Origin of the sequence: Phenylobacterium sp., from assembly GCF_036501465.1 — a bacterium.
Taxonomy (GTDB): domain Bacteria; phylum Pseudomonadota; class Alphaproteobacteria; order Caulobacterales; family Caulobacteraceae; genus Phenylobacterium.
Genome location: NZ_DASYAF010000182.1, coordinates 1 through 16,175 on the forward strand (window position 1 = coordinate 1; position 16,175 = coordinate 16,175).

A 16,175-nucleotide genomic window follows, 5' to 3' on the forward strand; every position below is an offset into this window, starting at 1 on the left:
ATCGGGCTGTCGGCCGCCACCTTCGAGCGCGGCAATCCGCTCAGCATGGCGCGCGCCGGCATCGCGGTGACCCGTGGCGCCCTGCAGGCGCGCGGCCTCTACCGTGAGATCGGCCCGAACATCGTGGTGGGCTTCGGCGGCTATCCCTCCGCGCCGGCGCTCGTCGGGGCGATCCTCGACCGCCGCCCGACGCTGATCCACGAGCAGAACGCGGTGATGGGCCGGGCCAACCGCATGCTGGCGTCCCGCGTCACCCGCGTCGCCTGCGCCTTCCCCACCCTGCTGAAGGCCCCGCCGCAGGTGGCCGGGGCGGCGACCGTGGTCGGCAATCCTGTGCGCCCGGCGATCCGGGCGCTTTACGACCAGCCCTATACGCCGCCGAGCGAGGGCGGCCCGATCCGGGTTCTGGTCACTGGCGGCAGTCAGGGCGCGCGCTTGCTCTCCGAGCTGGTGCCCGAGGCCATCGCCGCGCTTCCAGACGTTCTTCGCGGCCGCCTGGTGGTTCAGCAGCAGACCCGCGCGGAGTCCATGGAGATCGCCCGGCGCACCTATCGCAACGCCGTGGTCGACGCCGAGATCGCCCCCTTCTTCCGTGACCTGGCCGGCCGCCTCGGCGCCGCCCACCTGGTGATCGGCCGGGCGGGCGCGGGCTCGGTGTGCGAGTTCGCCGTGGCCGGCAAGCCGGCCATCCTCGTGCCGCTGGCCATCGCGCTGGACGACGACCAGGGCCAGAACGCCAAGCTGCTGGCCGACGCCGGCGGGGCGCAGGTGGCGCGCGAGAACCAGCTGACGGTGGAGAGCCTATCGAAGGCGCTGGAGACCCTGTTCGGCAACCCGGCCCGGCTGGCCCGCATGGCCGCCGCCGCCCGCGCGGTGGCGATCCCCGACGCCGCCGAGCGCCTGGCCGACCTGGTGGAGCAGACCGCGCGGGGCTGACCGGCCTCTGGCCGCAGCCGCCGTTCCCGCGAAGCTCGAAACGCGCTAGCACCTGCGCATGACCCGTCGCCCCGTGCCCTTCGACATCGGCCCTGTGCATTTCATCGGCATCGGCGGCATCGGCATGAGCGGCATCGCCGAGATCATGCTGCGCATCGGCTATACGGTGCAGGGCTCCGACGCCAAGGCCAGCGCCAACACCGAGCGGCTGGAGAAGCTGGGCGCCACGGTGTTCATCGGCCACGACGCGGCCCACGTCGACGGCGCCTCGGCCGTGGTCTATTCGACCGCCGTCAAGCCGGACAATCCCGAGATGGTCGCCGGGCGCGAGCGGCGCCTGCCGCTGGTCCGCCGCGCCGAGATGCTGGCTGAGCTGATGCGCCTACAGTTTTCCGTGGCGGTGGGCGGCACCCATGGCAAGACCACCACCACCTCCATGGTGGCCTGCCTGTTGGACGCCGGCGGCCTGGACCCCACCGTGGTCAACGGCGGCATCATCAACGCCTACGGCACCAATGCGAAGGTGGGCGAGGGCGACTGGATCGTCGTCGAGGCCGACGAGAGCGACGGCACCTTCCTGAAGCTGAAGTCCACCGTGGCGATCGTCACCAACATCGACCCGGAGCACCTGGACCACTACGGCGACTTCGAGGCGGTGAAGAAGGCCTTCCGCGACTTCGTGGAGAACATCCCGTTCTACGGCTTCGCCGCGGTCTGCACCGACCATCCGGAGGTCCAGGCCATGGCCAGCCGGGTGGAGAACCGCCGCCTGGTCACCTACGGCTTCAACCCGCAGGCGGAGGTGCGCGCCCACAACCTTTCCATGGGCCCGGACGGCGCCCGCTTCGGCGTGGTGATCCAGTCGCTGGAGCGCGACTTCATCAGCCTGGACGACCTGCACCTGCCGATGGCCGGCGAGCACAATGTGCTGAATGCGCTCGCCGCCATCGCCGTGGCCCGCGAGCTGGGCGTGCCGCTCAAGGCCATCCGCGAGGGGCTGGCGAGCTTCGGCGGCGTGCGGCGTCGCTTCACCACCACCGGGGTGGCGAACGGCGTGCGGGTCATCGACGACTATGGCCACCATCCGGTGGAGATCGCCTCGGTGCTGAAGGCCGCGCGCGCGGTCGCCGAGGGCCGGGTGATCGCGGTGGTCCAGCCGCACCGCTATTCGCGCCTGCACGACCTGTTCGACGACTTCTGCCATGCCTTCAACGACGCCGATGTGGTGGTGGTGGCCGACGTCTACGCCGCCGGCGAGGCGCCCATCGAGGGCGTCAGCCGCGACGCCCTGGTCGAGGGCCTGCGCCGCTATGGCCACCGCCGGGTGCTGCCGCTGGAAAGCCCCGCCGACCTGCCGCGCATCGTGCGCGAGGAGGCCAAGGCGGGCGACCTGGTCGTGCTGCTGGGCGCGGGCGACATCACCGGCTGGGCCTACGCCCTGCCCGACCAGCTGACAGCGCCGAATCCGGCCAACGAGACCGCCGCGGAATGAGCGACTGGCGCGACGCCCTGCCGGCGGTCCGTGGCCGGTTGCTGCGCGACGAGCCGCTGGGGCCCTTCACCTGGTTCCGGGTCGGCGGGCCGGCCGACGTGCTGTTCCTGCCGCAGGACGAGGCGGACCTCGCGGGGTTCCTGAAGGCCCTGGATCCCTCCGTGCCCGTGACCCTGCTCGGCGTCGGCTCCAACACCCTGGTGCGCGACGGCGGCGTGGACGGCGTGGTGATCCGCCTGGGCAAGGCTTTCGCGACCGTCGAACCGAAGGGCGACAGCCGGATCTTCGCCGGCGCCGCCGTGCTCGACGCCACCCTGGCGCGGGAGGCGGCGAAGGCCGGGATCGCGGGCCTGGAGTTCTACCGCGGCGTGCCGGGGGCGATCGGCGGGGCGCTGGTGATGAACGCCGGCTGCTATGGATCGGAGACCAAGGACGTGCTGGTCGAGGCCTACGCCCTCACGCGGAGCGGCGAGCGCCTGACGCTCTCCAACGCCGACCTGGCCTACAGCTACCGCAAGTCGGCACGGGCGGCGGCCGAGCCGCTGATCTTCTTGGGCGGCCTGTTCGAGGGCCGGCCCGACGACCCCGACGCCATCACCGCACGCATGGACGAGATCACCGCGCGGCGCGAGCAGACCCAGCCGATCCGCGAGAAGACCGGCGGCTCGACCTTCAAGAACCCGCCCGGCCATTCGTCCTGGAAGCTGGTCGACGAGGCCGGCTGGCGGGGAAAGCCGTTCAGCGTCAGCGGAAGAGGGGGTGGGGCGATGTTCTCGCCGCTGCACGCCAACTTCCTGATCAACACCGGCGATGCCACGGCCGCCGACCTGGAAGGGCTGGGCGAAGCGGTGCGCGCCGACGTCCGCGCCAGGACCGGCGTCGAGCTGGAGTGGGAGATCAAGCGCATCGGGCGGGCGTGAGGCCATGCCCGGGCTGGCGCGGGGGCGGCTGATCCTGGTCAAGCACGGCCAGCCGGAGATCGAGCCGACGCTCCCGCGCGCCGTCTGGTGGCTGTCCGAGGCGGGCAAGGAGCAGGCGGAGCGGCTCGCCGGGCGGCTGGCCGCTTTCGCGCCCACGCAGCTGTTCTCCAGCCGGGAGCCCAAGGCGGCCCAGACCGCCGACGCCCTGGGCCGAAGTTTGGGTCTCGCGAACGTCATCGAGCCCGGCTTCGGCGAGCATCGCGCCGATGAGGATCCGTTCGACAGCCAGGCGGGCTTCGAGGCCAAGGTCGCCCGGCTGTTCGCGCGGCCGGACGAACTGGTCATGGGCGAGGAGACTGGCGCCGCCGCCCGCGCCCGTTTCGCTGAGGCCCTGGCGCGGCGCGGCCTGCCAGGCGGCCAGACGGCGGTGGTGGTGGCCCACGGCCGCGTCATCACCCTGTGGCTCGCGCCCCGCCTGGGGCTGGAGCCGATGGCCCTTTGGAAACGCCTGGGGGTCGGCTGCGCGGTGGTGCTGGAGGGCGAGGGCCACGAGCTGATCGTCCCCTAGGCTCATGCGCTGTCCTGACGCTTGACCCCGCGCCCGACGCGGGCCACGGCGTGGGAAGCTTTTCGACCAGCCGAGACCTCCCATGGCCGCGCCCCTCTCCGGACACCACGTCGCCGTCCTCTTGGGCGGGCTCTCCTCCGAGCGGGAAGTCAGCTTGGTCTCCGGCCGCGAGTGCGCCGACGCCCTGGAGCGGCTGGGCGCCAAGGTCACCCGCGTCGACGCCGGGCGCGACCTGGCCCAGGTGTTGAGCGCGCTGAGGCCCGACGTCTGCTTCAACGCCCTGCACGGCGAATGGGGCGAGGACGGCTGCGTCCAGGGGGTGCTGGAAACGCTGAACCTGCCCTATAGCCACTCCGGCGTCCTGGCTTCGGCGCTGGCTATGGACAAGGCCAAGGCCAAGGCGGTGCTGGCGGCGGCCGGCGTGACGGTGCCCGGCGGCGGCCTCTTCAACCGCTTCGAAGCGGCGGCCGAGCACGTCATGAAGCCACCCTATGTGGTCAAGCCCAACGCCGAGGGTTCCTCGGTGGGCGTGTTCCTGGTGTTCGACGGCGCGAACCGCCCGCCGCAGGAGATCGTCGCCCCGACCTGGACCTTCGGCGAAGAGGTGATGATCGAGCCCTACATCGCCGGCAAGGAGCTTTCGGTGGGCGTCATGGACGGCAAGGCCATGACCGTGACCGACATCATCCCGCGCACCGGATTTTATGACTATGACGCCAAGTACTCCGACGGCGGCTCCCGGCACGTGGTGCCGGCCCCGATCCCGGCTCATGCCTTTGAAAAAGCGTTGAAATTATCCGAGATGGCGCATGCGGCGCTTGGTTGCCGGGGGGTTACCCGCTCCGACCTGCGTTATGATGATGTTAACGACGTTCTGGTCCTCCTTGAGGTCAATACACAGCCCGGCATGACGCCCACTTCGCTCGTCCCGGAGCAGGCGGCGCAGCAGGGCGTGGATTTCGACCGGCTGGTGCTTTGGATCACGGAGGACGCGTATGCCCGCGGCGGTGCGGGGGGTATCAAGGCCTAGGGCGAAACCCTCCAGCAAGACACCACCCCAAGCGACCTCCAAAGGGGCGGCCTCCAACGGGGCGGCCTCCAAGGCGACCGCTTCGCGTGCGCGCAAGGCGCCGGCGCGCGAGCATCGCGGGCTTTCGCCGAAACTCGCCCTGATCGGCTCCGTCGCCATCCTGGTCCTGGCCCTGGGCGCCACGCTCGCCACCGGCCATCGCGGCGAGCGCCTGGTCAGCGCCATCGGAACGGGCGTCGACGGCCGCTTCGGCGCGGCGGGCTTCCGGCTGAAGACCATCGAGGTGCAGGGCGCCTCGGCCATGGCCACCGCAGACATCGTCAAGGCCGCCGGGGTCTACAAGGACCAGCCGCTGCTGGGCCTCGACCTCAAGGCCATGCGCGCCAGCGTCGAGAAGGTGGGCTGGGTCAAGGAAGCCCATGTGGTGCGCCTGTTGCCCGACACCCTGGTGATCTCGGTGGTCGAGCATCGCCAGCTCGCCGTCTGGCAACACGCCGGCCGCCAGTTCGTGATCGACGACCACGGCCAGGTGATCAGGGAGGCCGATCCGGCCCGCTTCGCCAGCCTGCCGCTGGTGGTGGGCGACGGCGCGGCCGAGCACGCCCCGGAGATCCTGCCGACGCTCGCCCAGCGTCCGCGGCTGATCGGCGCCATGGACGCCCTGGTGCGGGTCGACGACCGCCGCTGGGACGTGCGGATGAAGGACGGCTCGCTGATCCAGCTTCCCGCCGACAACGTCGACGCCGCCCTGATGCAGCTGGAGCGCCTCGACCAGCGCTCGCGCATCCTGGAGCTCGGCTTCGAGCGTATCGACCTTCGGAACCCCGACGTGATCGCGGTGCGCCCTCGCCAGGCCCCGGGTCAGGTCCAGGCCCTGCAGACCCAGACCATCGCCCAGCCGGCCGCGGCGGGCCAGTGACGTCAGACGGAAGAGCTTAGATGTTGAAGTTCGCGACCCGGCCCGAAGCCGCCCCTGAAGAGAAGAAGGCCGCCGAGCAACAGGCCGGCGGCAAAAAGGATGGGCGCGAGGGCCTCAAGGCGGCGCTGTCGCGCCCGCCGGTGGTCGCGGCCGTGGACCTCGGCGCGGCCAAGGTCACCTGCTTCATCATGAAGCCCGACGGTGTGCGCAAGGGCGACCGCACCCTGACCACCGCGGGCGTCGGCTACGTCCAGTCGCGCGGCATCCGCGGCGGCGCGATCGTCAACCTCGACGAGGCGTCCGAGGCCATCGCCCAGGCCGTGGAGCGGGCCGAGAACGTGGCTGGTGTCAACGTCCAAGGCGTGACCGTCGCCACCGCCGGCGGCCAGCTCACCTCCAACCGCGTGGCGGGCCGTGTCTCCATCGGCGCGCGGCCGATCAGCGACAACGACCTGGTGCGCGCGATCAGCAACGCCCTGGCCCAGATCAAGCTGCCGGGCCGCCGGGCCGCCCATATCCTGCCGATCTCCTGGTCGGTGGACGGGCAGGGCGGGGTGCGCGACCCGCGCGCCATGTTCGGCCGCACGTTGGGCGTCGAGTTGCTGGTCGTGTCGGTCTCGGAAGCCGTGTTCCAGACCCTGGGCGCCTGCGTGGAGCGCGCCCACCTGCAGTTCGACGGCGTGGTCGCCGCCCCCTTCGTCTCGGCGCTGGCCGCCCTGGAGGAGGACGAGCTCGACCTCGGCAGCGTCTGCATCGACATGGGCGGCGGCTCGACCTCGGCGGCGGTGTTCAACGCCGGCTCGCTGGTTCACGTCGAGACCGTGCCGGTGGGCGGCCAGCACGTGACCCAGGACATCGCCCGGGGCCTTTCCACCTCCATCGCCGGCGCCGAGCGGATCAAGACCCTGCATGGCAGCGCCATCGCCTCGGCCAACGAGGACCGCGAGATGATCGAGGCGCCGCCGCGCGGCGACGACCCCGGCGCGGGCCCGGTCGTGGCCCCGCGCTCCCTGCTGAAGGGCATCATTGCGCCGCGCGTGGAAGAGACGCTGGAGCTGCTGCGCGACCGGCTGAAGGCTTCCAACGCCCCCATCGAACCGGGCGCGGGCCTGGTGCTGACCGGCGGCGCCTCGCAACTGGCCGGCGTGCGTGAAGTGGCCGTGCGCGTCTTCGACCGCCCGGTGCGCCTGGGCCGTCCGCGCCGCGTGCCGCACCTGGCCGACGCCGCCTCCGGCCCAGCCTTCACCGCCGCCGCCGGCATCCTGCACCGCGCCGCCTTCGGCCCGCGCGAGGCGGTCAGCGCCAAGGCGCTCGCGTCGGCCAAGCTGCGCCGCGAGCCGCTCGACCCGCGCGCCAACGCCGTGGCCAAGGCGGCGTCCTGGCTGAGGGATAACCTCTAGGCGCCGGGCGCCTGCCACATCAGGCTCTCGATCAGCCCGTCGGCGGTCAGCCGCAGGGTGCAGACCAGCGCGGCGTCCTGGAACGCCACGCGATAGCTGTCGCCCGCCTCTGAGCTCGCCCTGAAGGTGATCTCCCGAAGCCGGCCCAGCTTTTGGATCAAGGCCTGGAACATCGCCGTCTGCGGCCGGGCGATGGCGGCCAGTTCGGGCGTCATTCGCTCGAACTTCGGCGCGCCCGCCTGCAGGTTCGCCACCGCGCTTCGCACCACGCCTTCCGTCCTCGGGTCGGCCGGGCGATCGGCGGTCTCAGAAGCCTTCGTCGCCCCGGCGCCGTCCTGAGCCTGCATCAGGATCACGGCGTTGACGAAGGTGAGCAGCTCGAGGCTGACATTCATCTTTTGCGACAAGGCCGGGTCGGCGAGCGCCTCGGACTGGGCGAGCATCGCGCCCATCATCAGCTCAGGATCGCCCTTCAGATAAACCTCCTGCAGGCGCGTCCAGCGCTCCACCACCGCTGCGGCTTCCGGCGCATGGGGATCGCCCGCGGCCCGCAACCGCTCGGCGTCCTCGATCACCGTCTTCCAGGCCGCCCGGAACTCAGTCTCATCCATGCCGAGCGCGGCCAGCGCCTGGGGCTCGATCCGAAAGAACTTCTCATAGCCGGCGTCGGTCAGGTGGCGGCGCCAGACCGGGGCGAAGTCACGCTCCCAGGTTTCTTCGTCGATCAGTGGGGGTCTCATGGTGGTCTCTCTGGACAGGGTTGCGAGGTCGTCCAGTGAGAGCGTCTGATCGGCGGCGAGCCGGGCGCGGGCCTTGGCCAGGGCGGCCAGGGCCTGTTCGACCTCGGCCTTACGGGTGAGCAACGCCTTCTCCTGCAGCGCCAGGACCCCGTGGAGGTCCGTTTCGCGCCCCTTGGTCAGTTCGGCGATGCGCGCCAGCGGCAAGCCCAGCGACTTCAAGGCCAGGACCTGATGCAGCCGCGCCATCTCCGCAGGGCCATAGACCCGCCAGCCCGCCTCGGTGCGCTGCGGGCGGACCAGGCCGCGCCGCTCGTAAAGCCGAAGTGCGCGAACGCTCACGCCGAGCCGGCGCGAGGTTTCGGCGGGACTGAAGAAACGGACCGGTGTCGTCACATGCGTCTCCTTGGACGCTCGATCCAGTGGGGCCGGACCCTGGTTCCGGCTCAAGCGGAAAGTTCGGGCGGCTCTCCGCCGGCGCCAAGCCCCGGTTCAGGACCGGCCGAGCAGGGTGTTGGAGACCGACGTCGTCAGGCGGTCCAGCGCCGAGAAGAAGACGTCGATGCTGTAGCCGAACAGGAAGGCCAGGCCGAACACGGTGATGCCGCCCGGGGCGGTCTTGTCGACGAACGAGGCGAAGACCCAGGAGATGCTGACCCCGGCCATCGCGGCCAGCGCCGCCCGCGCCAGGATCAGGTTGGGATTGGGCAGCAGCGGCTTCATCAGCGACCGCAGCTGGAAGAACATCGCCCCGAACAGGGCGTAGAGCGCCGGCAGCAACCACAGGCCATAGATCGAGATGATGTTGTTCAGCCTGCTGATCCGCTCGCTCAGCAGCCCCTCGACTGTGGAGTCGCTGGGCGGGTCGGCGGAGGTGATGCCCAGCCGGTAGAGATAGTCGACCATGCGGTTGTAGTAGCCGCGGGTGCCATCCGCCGAATCCGCGGCGGCCGCGGCGGGCGTGGCCGCCGGCGGGGTCTGACCGTAGGCGGCGTTGTTGTCGTAGAGGCTGGAGATCTGGATCGAGGTCAGGTCAAGGGGCACGGCCTGCAGCTTGCCCTTCGCGTCCTGCGCCTTGGACGGGAACAGCTGGCTGACCAGGACCACCACCGGCGCCAGCTCCGACTGGGCGATCAGGCTGTCGGCGCGGGAGGTCGAGCGGAACAGCTCGTCCTGCAGGTTCTTCAGGTGGTCGTAGGTCTGGAAATATTTCACCGCGTCCGGATCGGGGATCTGCGGCGGAGTCGGCGGGAAGCCGAGGTACTTCACCTGGAACGACAGGTTATAGAGGTCCTCGGCCTTGGCGTAGATGTCCTGCTGCTGGACCGTGGTCAGGTCGGCCTGGATGGCCTTCGCCTGCGAGTAGATGAAGGTGAAATAGCCCAGCACCAGCAGCAGCACCGCCGAAATCCCGGCGATCGCCGGGCGCATCACCCGGTCGTGCTGGTGGTCCGGGAACGGCCGCCAGGCGGCGCTCAGGTCGGCCAGGGTGACGGGCGCTATAGCCTTGGCTAGCGCATTGACCTCCAGCATCAGGTCCACGAAAGCGGGATGGCCGCGCCGCGCCTCCTGCGGCAAGCCTTCCAACCGCTGGATGGCGGTGAGCAGCGACTTGGCCTTCAGCTTGCCGACGCGGGCCGCATAGGCCGCCATGGCCCGGGCGTCGCGGATCAGGTCGAGCGCTTCGTCGGCCGGAGGCTTTTCGGGCGGCGCCGTCGTCATGTCTGGCCGCTCCTTCCATAGGGCGGGCCCCGCGGCCTCAGCCGCGAACGCCCGCGACCGGGCCCGATGGGCTGGGGCAGATGCAGGGCGAGCCGGGGGGGCCGAGCGGCCTGGCCCAGCACCAGAACTGCGGCGTGTAGCAGACGGCGCCGGGGCTGTGCGCCGGCACACTCGCGCGGCTGGACGAGGCGACGAGGCCGATCAGCAGCACCGCGGCCGCGGCCGCCAGCACGGCGCCTGCAATCGGGAGTCCGCTGCGTTTCCGGACCATCGCTGGCTCCATCGATAGACGGATTGCCCGGCGTGGCGTCGCCTGGAATCGCAAGGGGCGGCGCCTCGCGTATGAAACGAGCAATCACGCCTACTGCACTTCTAGTTGTAGCAAGCCACCTGGGCTGTGGGCTTGTCAACCGCAGAGCTTTTGGGCCGGCGGGGCGCTCCCGGCGCCCGCGGGCCGAGTCACAAGGTCGCAGCGCTTCGCTGATTCGGCTTACGCCTTGTGACGCAAGGGATTTTTTCGCGAACGGCGCCGCTCGACCCCGCCGCGACTCACGATATGCGGTTAACGGTCGATTAAGGGTCTGAGCGCGTACTTAACGCATCGTTACGAACGACGCTTCGCGGGGGCGTCGAGGCCGATTTGGGAAGGGGTCCCATGACTATCGCACTCTCTGCGCCGCAAGCCACGGAATTGAAGCCGCGGATCGTCGTGTTCGGCGTCGGCGGGGCCGGTGGCAACGCGGTCAACAACATGATCGAGGCGGGTCTTGAGGGCGTCGAGTTCGTCGTCGCCAACACCGACGCCCAACAGCTCCAGTTCGCCAAGACGGACCGCCGCGTACAGCTCGGCGTGCTGGCCACCCAGGGCCTGGGCGCGGGCGCCCACCCCGAGATCGGCATGAGCGCCGCCGAGGAGAGCATCCCGGAGATCGGCGAGCATCTCGACGGCGCCCACATGGTGTTCATCACCGCCGGCATGGGCGGCGGCACCGGCACCGGAGCCGCCCCGATCATCGCCAAGTGCGCCCGCGAGCGCGGCATCCTGACGGTGGGCGTGGTCACCAAGCCCTTCCACTTCGAGGGCCGCCACCGGATGCGCCTGGCCGACGCCGGCATCCAGGAGCTGCAGCGCTACGTCGACACCCTGATCGTCATCCCGAACCAGAACCTGTTCCGCGTCGCCAACGAGCGGACGACCTTCGCCGAAGCCTTCGGCATGGCCGACCAGGTGCTGCACTCGGGCGTGCGCTCGATCACCGACCTGATGGTGCTGCCGGGCCTGATCAATCTCGACTTCGCCGACGTGCGCACGGTGATGACCGAGATGGGCAAGGCGATGATGGGCACCGGCGAAGCCTCCGGCGATGACCGCGCCCTGATGGCCGCCCAGAACGCCATCCAGAACCCGCTGCTGGACGAAGTCTCGCTGAAGGGCGCCAAGGCCGTGCTGGTCAACGTCACCGGCGGCCTCGACATGACCCTGCTGGAGGTCGACGAGGCGGCCAACGCCATCTCCGAGCAGGTCGATCCGGAAGCCAACATCATCTTCGGCGCGGCCTTCGACCCGTCGCTGGACGGCATGATCCGCGTCAGCGTGGTCGCCACCGGCATGGACGGCGCCTCGATCGCCGCCATCGAGCCCAAGATCGAGCGCCGGGCGATGACCGCCCCGCCGCTTCGCCTGCCCGAAGCCGCGCCGGTCGCCGCCGCTGCGCCCGAGCCGATCGCTGAACCCGTCGCGGCGTCTGTCGCAGTCGAGGAAGAGCAACAGGATCTGTACGCCGCCCCGGCGGCCGCCGTCGCACCCCCCGCGTCGGCGCCCGAACCGGTGGTGGCCCAGCCGGTCGCGCGCATTGTCGACCCGGCGGTCTCGGAACCCGAGGACGAGCCGCTGTTCGCCGAGCCGGCCTTCGAGGAACGCCGTCCGCGCGGCGGGTTCCTCAGCATCTTTGGCGGCCGTCCGCGCTACGATACCGGCGCGCCCGCCGCCCAGCCGGCCCCGCTCCAGACGCGTCCGGCGCCGGTGCGTGGCGGAGCCCAGCCGGTCGAGGCTGCGGCGCCCGAGGAACAGGCCCAGCAGGGCGAGGACCTGGAAATCCCGTCCTTCCTGCGCCGGCTCGCCAACTAGCGGACGCTGCGTCGAACATCTGCGGAGGGCCGGGTTCGCCCGGCCCTTTTGCGTTTCACGCGGACCGGTCGGGCGGGCGGTATGGTTTCTATATTTGCGGTGTTGCGCAGGCGCGACACCTGATCCAAGTCCGGTCTAAGTCATTGTTTCAAAACTGATTTCCGTCAGACGGCCGCGGCCGGAAAATTGTCTGTTGGCCACCTTCCGTTAACCGTCCGGACACCGAAACAAAGCGAAACAGGGATTGTCTTGTTGCGCCGCACCAGGCGGCCTAACGCAACCGTCAGGCTCGCGCGTGAGGCGAGCCATCGCGTTCCGAGGAAGGTTCCAGCGTGGCAGACGGGTTCCAGAGCGGCGCCTTCCAGCACACCGTCAAGACGCCCGCGATGTTCGCCGGCGTGGGCGTGCATACCGGTGAATTCACCCAGGTGGCCGTCCGGCCGGCCGACACCGACGCCGGCATCGTCTTCGTGCGCGTCGACATTACCGATCGCGACAACCGCGTGCCCGTCAGCCCGCAGGCGGTCTGCAAGACACAGCTCGGCACGGTGATCGAGAACGCCGCGGGCGTGACGGTCGCCACCATCGAACACCTGATGGCCGCCCTGGTCATGTCCGGCATCGACAATGCGGTCGTCGAGCTCGACGGGCCGGAGATGCCGATCATGGACGGCTCGTCCTGGCCGTTCCTGAAGATCCTCGACCGCGCCGGCCGTCGGCCGCAGGCGGCGGCGCGCCGCTTCATCGAGATCATCGACACCGTCGAGGTGGTCGACGGCGACAAACGCGCGGCGCTGAAGCCCGCCCTGCAGTTCGAGGTGGCCTTCGCCATCGAGTTCCCGACCGCGGTGATCGGCCGCCAGGAGATCGACCTGGCGATGGACGAGGCCGCCTTCCGCCGCGAACTCGCCGACTGCCGCACCTTCGGCTTCCTGCACGAGGTCGAGGCCCTGCGCGCCATGGGCCTGGCCCGCGGCGGCTCCATGGACAACGCCGTGGTGATCGAGGGCGACCGCATCCTCAACCCGGAGGGCCTGCGCCGCCCCGACGAGTTCGTCCGCCACAAGGCGCTGGACGCCATCGGCGACCTCTACGTCCTGGGCGCCCCGATCCTCGGGCGATTCGAGGGTGAGCTGGCCGGCCACAGCGTCAACAACCAGCTGGTCCGCGCGCTCGCAGAGCGGCCGGACGCCTGGCGCGTGGTGACCTTCGCCGACGAGATCGCCGTCGCGGTCTAGCCATTTTTCGCGGCCATGACTCGCGGCGGGGGATGCGACTTCCCCACGCGTTTGATCCGGCCGTCCCCTGGTGTAGAAGCGATGCTTCGCGTGGGGGCGCGCGTTGGCTTTTGAGGTGAAGGTGCCTTTCTCTTCGAATTCGAGTGTCCGCGGCTCCTGGATCCGTCCCACGCTCACGGTTCTGCTCTGCGGCGTGGCCATCGCCGGCTGCTCGACGCTGCGCAGGCCTGCGCCCAAACCGAAGCTGGCCTATGAAGAGCGCCCCGTGGAGCTGCTCTATTCCACCGGCGCCGACCGGATGGACCACCACCTGTGGAACCAGGCCGTCGAGTACTTCCAGGAAGTGGAGCGCCAGCACCCCTATTCGGAGTGGTCCCGCCGGGCGATCCTGATGCAGGCTTTCGCCCACTACCAGGCCAACGAATATGACGAGGCCATCGCCGACGCCGACCGCTTCGTCTCGCTCTATCCGGGCAACACCGCGGCCGCCTACGCCCACTATCTGAAGGCCATCTGCTACTTCGAGCAGATCGTCGACGTGGGCCGCGACCAGGCCGCGACCGGCCAGGCGCTGGAGAACCTGCGCGAGGTGGTCTCGCGCTATCCGCACACCGAATACGCCCTCGACGCCCGGCTGAAGATCGACATGGTCAACGACCAGCTGGCCGGCAAGGAGATGAACATCGGCCGCTGGTATCTGCGCCAGAACGACACCCTGGCCGCGATCAACCGGTTCAAGACGGTGGTCGACCGCTACCAGACCACCAGCGACGCGCCCGAGGCGCTCTATCGCTTGGTGGAAGCCAACCTTTCCTTGGGCCTGATGGACGAGGCGAAGAAGGATGGCTCGGTGCTGGGCTACAATTACCCCGGCGACCAGTGGTACATCGACGCTTACAACCTGCTCACCTCCAAGGGCCTGAGGCCGGCCGTCATTCCGGCGGTCAGCACCCGGCGCAGCGTGTTCCACCCGGCCTTCACCAAGGACAAGTCGAGCACCATCGCCCCGCCGCTCACCACGGCCCAGGCCGCGGCGGCCAAGACCACGCCGGTGAAGGCGCCGATCACCGAAAAGTCGGACAACGACACCACGACCGCCAAGCCGAAGAAGTCCGGCGGCGGCTGGTTCCACATCCCCTTCATGCACCGCGGCGAGCCCACCGTCGAAGGGCCGAGCCCGGACCCGACGCCCACGCCGACGCCCGGTCCCGGCTAGCCGCCAACTCTAGGGCGCGCGTCTTCGGGCGCGCGTCTTCCCCACGAGAACAAAACATGATCAACTGCGCGCCGGTCAGCGGCGGGCCCGCTGATTCTGAGGGCTGAGGCGAAGGCGATCATGCTGATCGGACTTTGGATCCGCGACGTGGTGCTGATCGAGGCGCTGGACCTGTCCATCGGCCCTGGGCTCACCGTGCTCACCGGCGAAACCGGGGCCGGCAAGTCGATCATCCTGGACGCGCTGGGTCTGGCGGTGGGCGCGCGGGCCGATGCGGGCCTGGTGCGCCGCGGCGCGGCCCAGGCGGCGGCCTCGGCGGTGTTCGCCCCGGCGCCGGACCATGCGGTCTGGGACCTGCTGGAGGACAAGGGCCTTTCCTACGCCCGCGACGAGGACCTGGTCCTGCGCCGCACGCTCAGCGCCGACGGGCGCAGCCGCGCCTTCGTCAACGACCAGGCGACCGGCGTCGGCGTGCTGAAGGAGGTCGGCGAGGCGCTGCTGGAAGTGCATGGCCAGCACGAGACGGTGGGCCTGCTGGACGCGCGGACCCACCGCCCGCTGCTCGACGCCTTCGGCGGGCTGGACGGGCCCGGCCGCACGGTGGCCGAGCGTTGGCGGGCCTGGCGCGAGGCGAAGGACGCGGTGCTCGCCCTGCGCGCCGAGGCCGACCGCGCCGACGCCGAGACCGAGGAGCTCACCCTGCGCCTGGCTGAACTCGACCGGCTCGACCCGCGCGAGGGCGAGGAGGCGGAGCTGGCCGAGGAGCGCGCCATCCTGGGCGCGGCGGAAAAGGCGCTGACCGACATCGCCGGCGCGCGCGAGGTGTTCGACGGCCTGTCGCCGCGGGTGGCGGGCGCGGTGCGCGCGCTCGACCGGGCGCGGGAGCGGGCGCTGCTGGCCGGCGCGGCGGAGGGCGGGACCGCGGTGCGCCGCCTGGCCGAGGCGTCCGCCGCCCTGGACCGGGTGCTGATTGAGGCCGCCGAGGCCGAGGCCGCCGTGGACGCCGCCGCTGAGGCCTTCGATTTCGAACCCGACCGCCTGGAGACGGCGGAGGAGCGATTGTTCGACCTGCGCGGCCTCGCCCGCAAGCTGCACGTCAGTGTCGAGGAGCTGCCGGCCCTGCGCGTGCGCTTTGCCGGGCGGCTGCAGGCGGTGGAAAGCTCCGCCGACGCCCTGAAGGCCGCCGAGGCGGCCCTGGCCGCCGCACGCGAGGCCTATCTGGCCGCGGCGCGCGAGCTTTCCGCCGCCCGTGCGGCCGCCGGCGAGCGCCTGGCCGCCGCCGTGCTGGGCGAGCTTGCGCCGCTCAAGCTCGACAAGGCGCGCTTCCGCGTCGGTCTCGAGGCCATGGCCGAGGACAAGGCCGGGCCCGCCGGCCTCGACAAGGTGACCTTCGAGATCGCCACCAATCCCGGCGAGCCGTTCGGCGACCTGGGCGCCATCGCCTCCGGCGGCGAGCTGGCCCGCTTCGCGCTGGCGCTGAAGGCGGCGCTGGCCGGCCGTGGGTCGGGACCCCAGCCGCTGATGATCTTCGATGAGGTGGACCAGGGCGTCGGCGGTGCGGTCGCCGACGCAGTGGGCCTGCGCCTGCAGCGCCTGGCTGAAGACACCCAGGTGCTGGTCGTCACCCATTCGCCCCAGGTCGCCGCCCGAGCCCACGCCCACTGGCGCATCGCCAAGGCCGGCGAGGGCGAGCGCCTGCGCACCGCCGTCGAGCCGCTCGCCGCCGCCGCCCGCGAGGAAGAGATCGCCCGCATGCTCGCCGGCGCCGAGGTCACCGACGCCGCCCGCGCCGCGGCGAGGGCGCTGATCGGGGCGTAGGTCCTCTCCCGCTTCGCGGGAAAGGAAGGGCGCGCTAAACGTCTCTCGATG

At 70.7% G+C, this 16,175-nt stretch carries 13 protein-coding genes and 1 pseudogene; 11 read left to right on the top strand and 3 right to left on the bottom strand.

From position 1 onward, the window contains the following. From VGL85_RS21550 to ftsA, 7 genes are all read left to right on the top strand, one after another. Positions 1–936, top strand: a 936-nt coding sequence (locus tag VGL85_RS21550; protein ID WP_331591099.1) for a UDP-N-acetylglucosamine--N-acetylmuramyl-(pentapeptide) pyrophosphoryl-undecaprenol N-acetylglucosamine transferase, incomplete at its 5' end; no start/stop codon positions are given. Between the two features lie 58 nt (positions 937–994). Then, positions 995–2,428 (top strand): UDP-N-acetylmuramate--L-alanine ligase, encoded by a 1,434-nt coding sequence (gene murC, locus VGL85_RS21555; protein ID WP_414695323.1) that lies wholly within the window; start codon positions 995–997, stop codon positions 2,426–2,428. Beyond that, entirely contained in the window at positions 2,425–3,348 is a 924-nt protein-coding gene (murB, locus tag VGL85_RS21560) for a UDP-N-acetylmuramate dehydrogenase (protein ID WP_331591100.1), read from the top strand. Before murC ends, murB begins: the two co-directional genes overlap by 4 nt. A 4-nt stretch (positions 3,349–3,352) precedes the next feature. Continuing rightward, a complete protein-coding gene (locus tag VGL85_RS21565) occupies positions 3,353–3,916 on the top strand; it encodes a histidine phosphatase family protein (protein WP_331591101.1) in 564 nt (187 codons plus the stop codon). Between the two features lie 82 nt (positions 3,917–3,998). Then, a complete protein-coding gene (locus VGL85_RS21570) occupies positions 3,999–4,946 on the top strand; it encodes a D-alanine--D-alanine ligase (RefSeq protein WP_331591103.1) in 948 nt (315 codons plus the stop codon). Next, on the top strand, positions 4,912–5,865 hold the full coding sequence (locus VGL85_RS21575) for a cell division protein FtsQ/DivIB (RefSeq protein ID WP_331591104.1): 954 nt from the start codon (positions 4,912–4,914) through the stop codon (positions 5,863–5,865). The genes VGL85_RS21570 and VGL85_RS21575 overlap by 35 nt, the downstream gene beginning before the upstream one ends. Positions 5,866–5,885: 20 nt before the next feature. Beyond that, the gene (ftsA, locus tag VGL85_RS21580; protein WP_331591105.1) at positions 5,886–7,265 is read left to right on the top strand and encodes a cell division protein FtsA; all 1,380 of its coding nucleotides are present in this window, start codon (positions 5,886–5,888) and stop codon (positions 7,263–7,265) included. Here the strand turns inward: ftsA and VGL85_RS21585 are convergent. From VGL85_RS21585 to VGL85_RS21595, 3 genes are all read right to left on the bottom strand, one after another. Then, the gene (locus VGL85_RS21585) at positions 7,262–8,398 is read right to left on the bottom strand and encodes a MerR family transcriptional regulator (RefSeq protein ID WP_331591106.1); all 1,137 of its coding nucleotides are present in this window, start codon (positions 8,396–8,398) and stop codon (positions 7,262–7,264) included. The two genes, ftsA and VGL85_RS21585, sit on opposite strands and share 4 nt — an antisense overlap. Positions 8,399–8,494: 96 nt before the next feature. Beyond that, positions 8,495–9,724: a hypothetical protein gene (locus tag VGL85_RS21590; RefSeq protein ID WP_331591107.1), complete on the bottom strand. Its 1,230-nt coding sequence runs from the start codon at positions 9,722–9,724 to the stop codon at positions 8,495–8,497. Between the two features lie 37 nt (positions 9,725–9,761). Further along, the gene (locus VGL85_RS21595) at positions 9,762–9,995 is read right to left on the bottom strand and encodes a hypothetical protein (RefSeq protein WP_331591108.1); all 234 of its coding nucleotides are present in this window, start codon (positions 9,993–9,995) and stop codon (positions 9,762–9,764) included. A 384-nt stretch (positions 9,996–10,379) separates the two neighbouring features. Here VGL85_RS21595 and ftsZ point away from each other — a divergent pair, with 384 nt between their 5' ends. From ftsZ to recN, 4 genes and pseudogenes are all read left to right on the top strand, one after another. Further along, complete coding sequence (ftsZ, locus tag VGL85_RS21600) at positions 10,380–11,852, top strand: cell division protein FtsZ (RefSeq protein ID WP_331591109.1); 1,473 nt, start codon at positions 10,380–10,382, stop codon at positions 11,850–11,852. Positions 11,853–12,184: 332 nt separating this feature from the next. Beyond that, positions 12,185–13,090: a UDP-3-O-acyl-N-acetylglucosamine deacetylase gene (gene lpxC / locus VGL85_RS21605; RefSeq protein WP_331591111.1), complete on the top strand. Its 906-nt coding sequence runs from the start codon at positions 12,185–12,187 to the stop codon at positions 13,088–13,090. 181 nt (positions 13,091–13,271) lie between these two features. Next, positions 13,272–14,102: pseudogene (locus VGL85_RS21610) on the top strand (outer membrane protein assembly factor BamD); the annotation flags it as partial. A gap of 324 nt (positions 14,103–14,426) precedes the next feature. Continuing rightward, complete coding sequence (gene recN / locus VGL85_RS21615; protein ID WP_331591113.1) at positions 14,427–16,124, top strand: DNA repair protein RecN; 1,698 nt, start codon at positions 14,427–14,429, stop codon at positions 16,122–16,124. Positions 16,125–16,175 lie beyond the last annotated feature (51 nt).

Bases quoted from the DNA above. Each gene is read 5' to 3' on its own strand.
- VGL85_RS21590 (WP_331591107.1), bottom strand. From the start codon at position 9,724: ATGACGACGGCGCCGCCCGAAAAGCCTCCGGCCGACGAAGCGCTCGAC.
- ftsZ (WP_331591109.1), top strand. From the start codon at position 10,380: ATGACTATCGCACTCTCTGCGCCGCAAGCCACGGAATTGAAGCCGCGG.
- VGL85_RS21595 (WP_331591108.1), bottom strand. From the start codon at position 9,995: ATGGTCCGGAAACGCAGCGGACTCCCGATTGCAGGCGCCGTGCTGGCG.
- VGL85_RS21575 (WP_331591104.1), top strand. From the start codon at position 4,912: ATGCCCGCGGCGGTGCGGGGGGTATCAAGGCCTAGGGCGAAACCCTCC.
- murC (WP_414695323.1), top strand. From the start codon at position 995: ATGACCCGTCGCCCCGTGCCCTTCGACATCGGCCCTGTGCATTTCATC.
- ftsA (WP_331591105.1), top strand. From the start codon at position 5,886: ATGTTGAAGTTCGCGACCCGGCCCGAAGCCGCCCCTGAAGAGAAGAAG.
- VGL85_RS21570 (WP_331591103.1), top strand. From the start codon at position 3,999: ATGGCCGCGCCCCTCTCCGGACACCACGTCGCCGTCCTCTTGGGCGGG.
- recN (WP_331591113.1), top strand. From the start codon at position 14,427: ATGCTGATCGGACTTTGGATCCGCGACGTGGTGCTGATCGAGGCGCTG.
- murB (WP_331591100.1), top strand. From the start codon at position 2,425: ATGAGCGACTGGCGCGACGCCCTGCCGGCGGTCCGTGGCCGGTTGCTG.
- VGL85_RS21565 (WP_331591101.1), top strand. From the start codon at position 3,353: ATGCCCGGGCTGGCGCGGGGGCGGCTGATCCTGGTCAAGCACGGCCAG.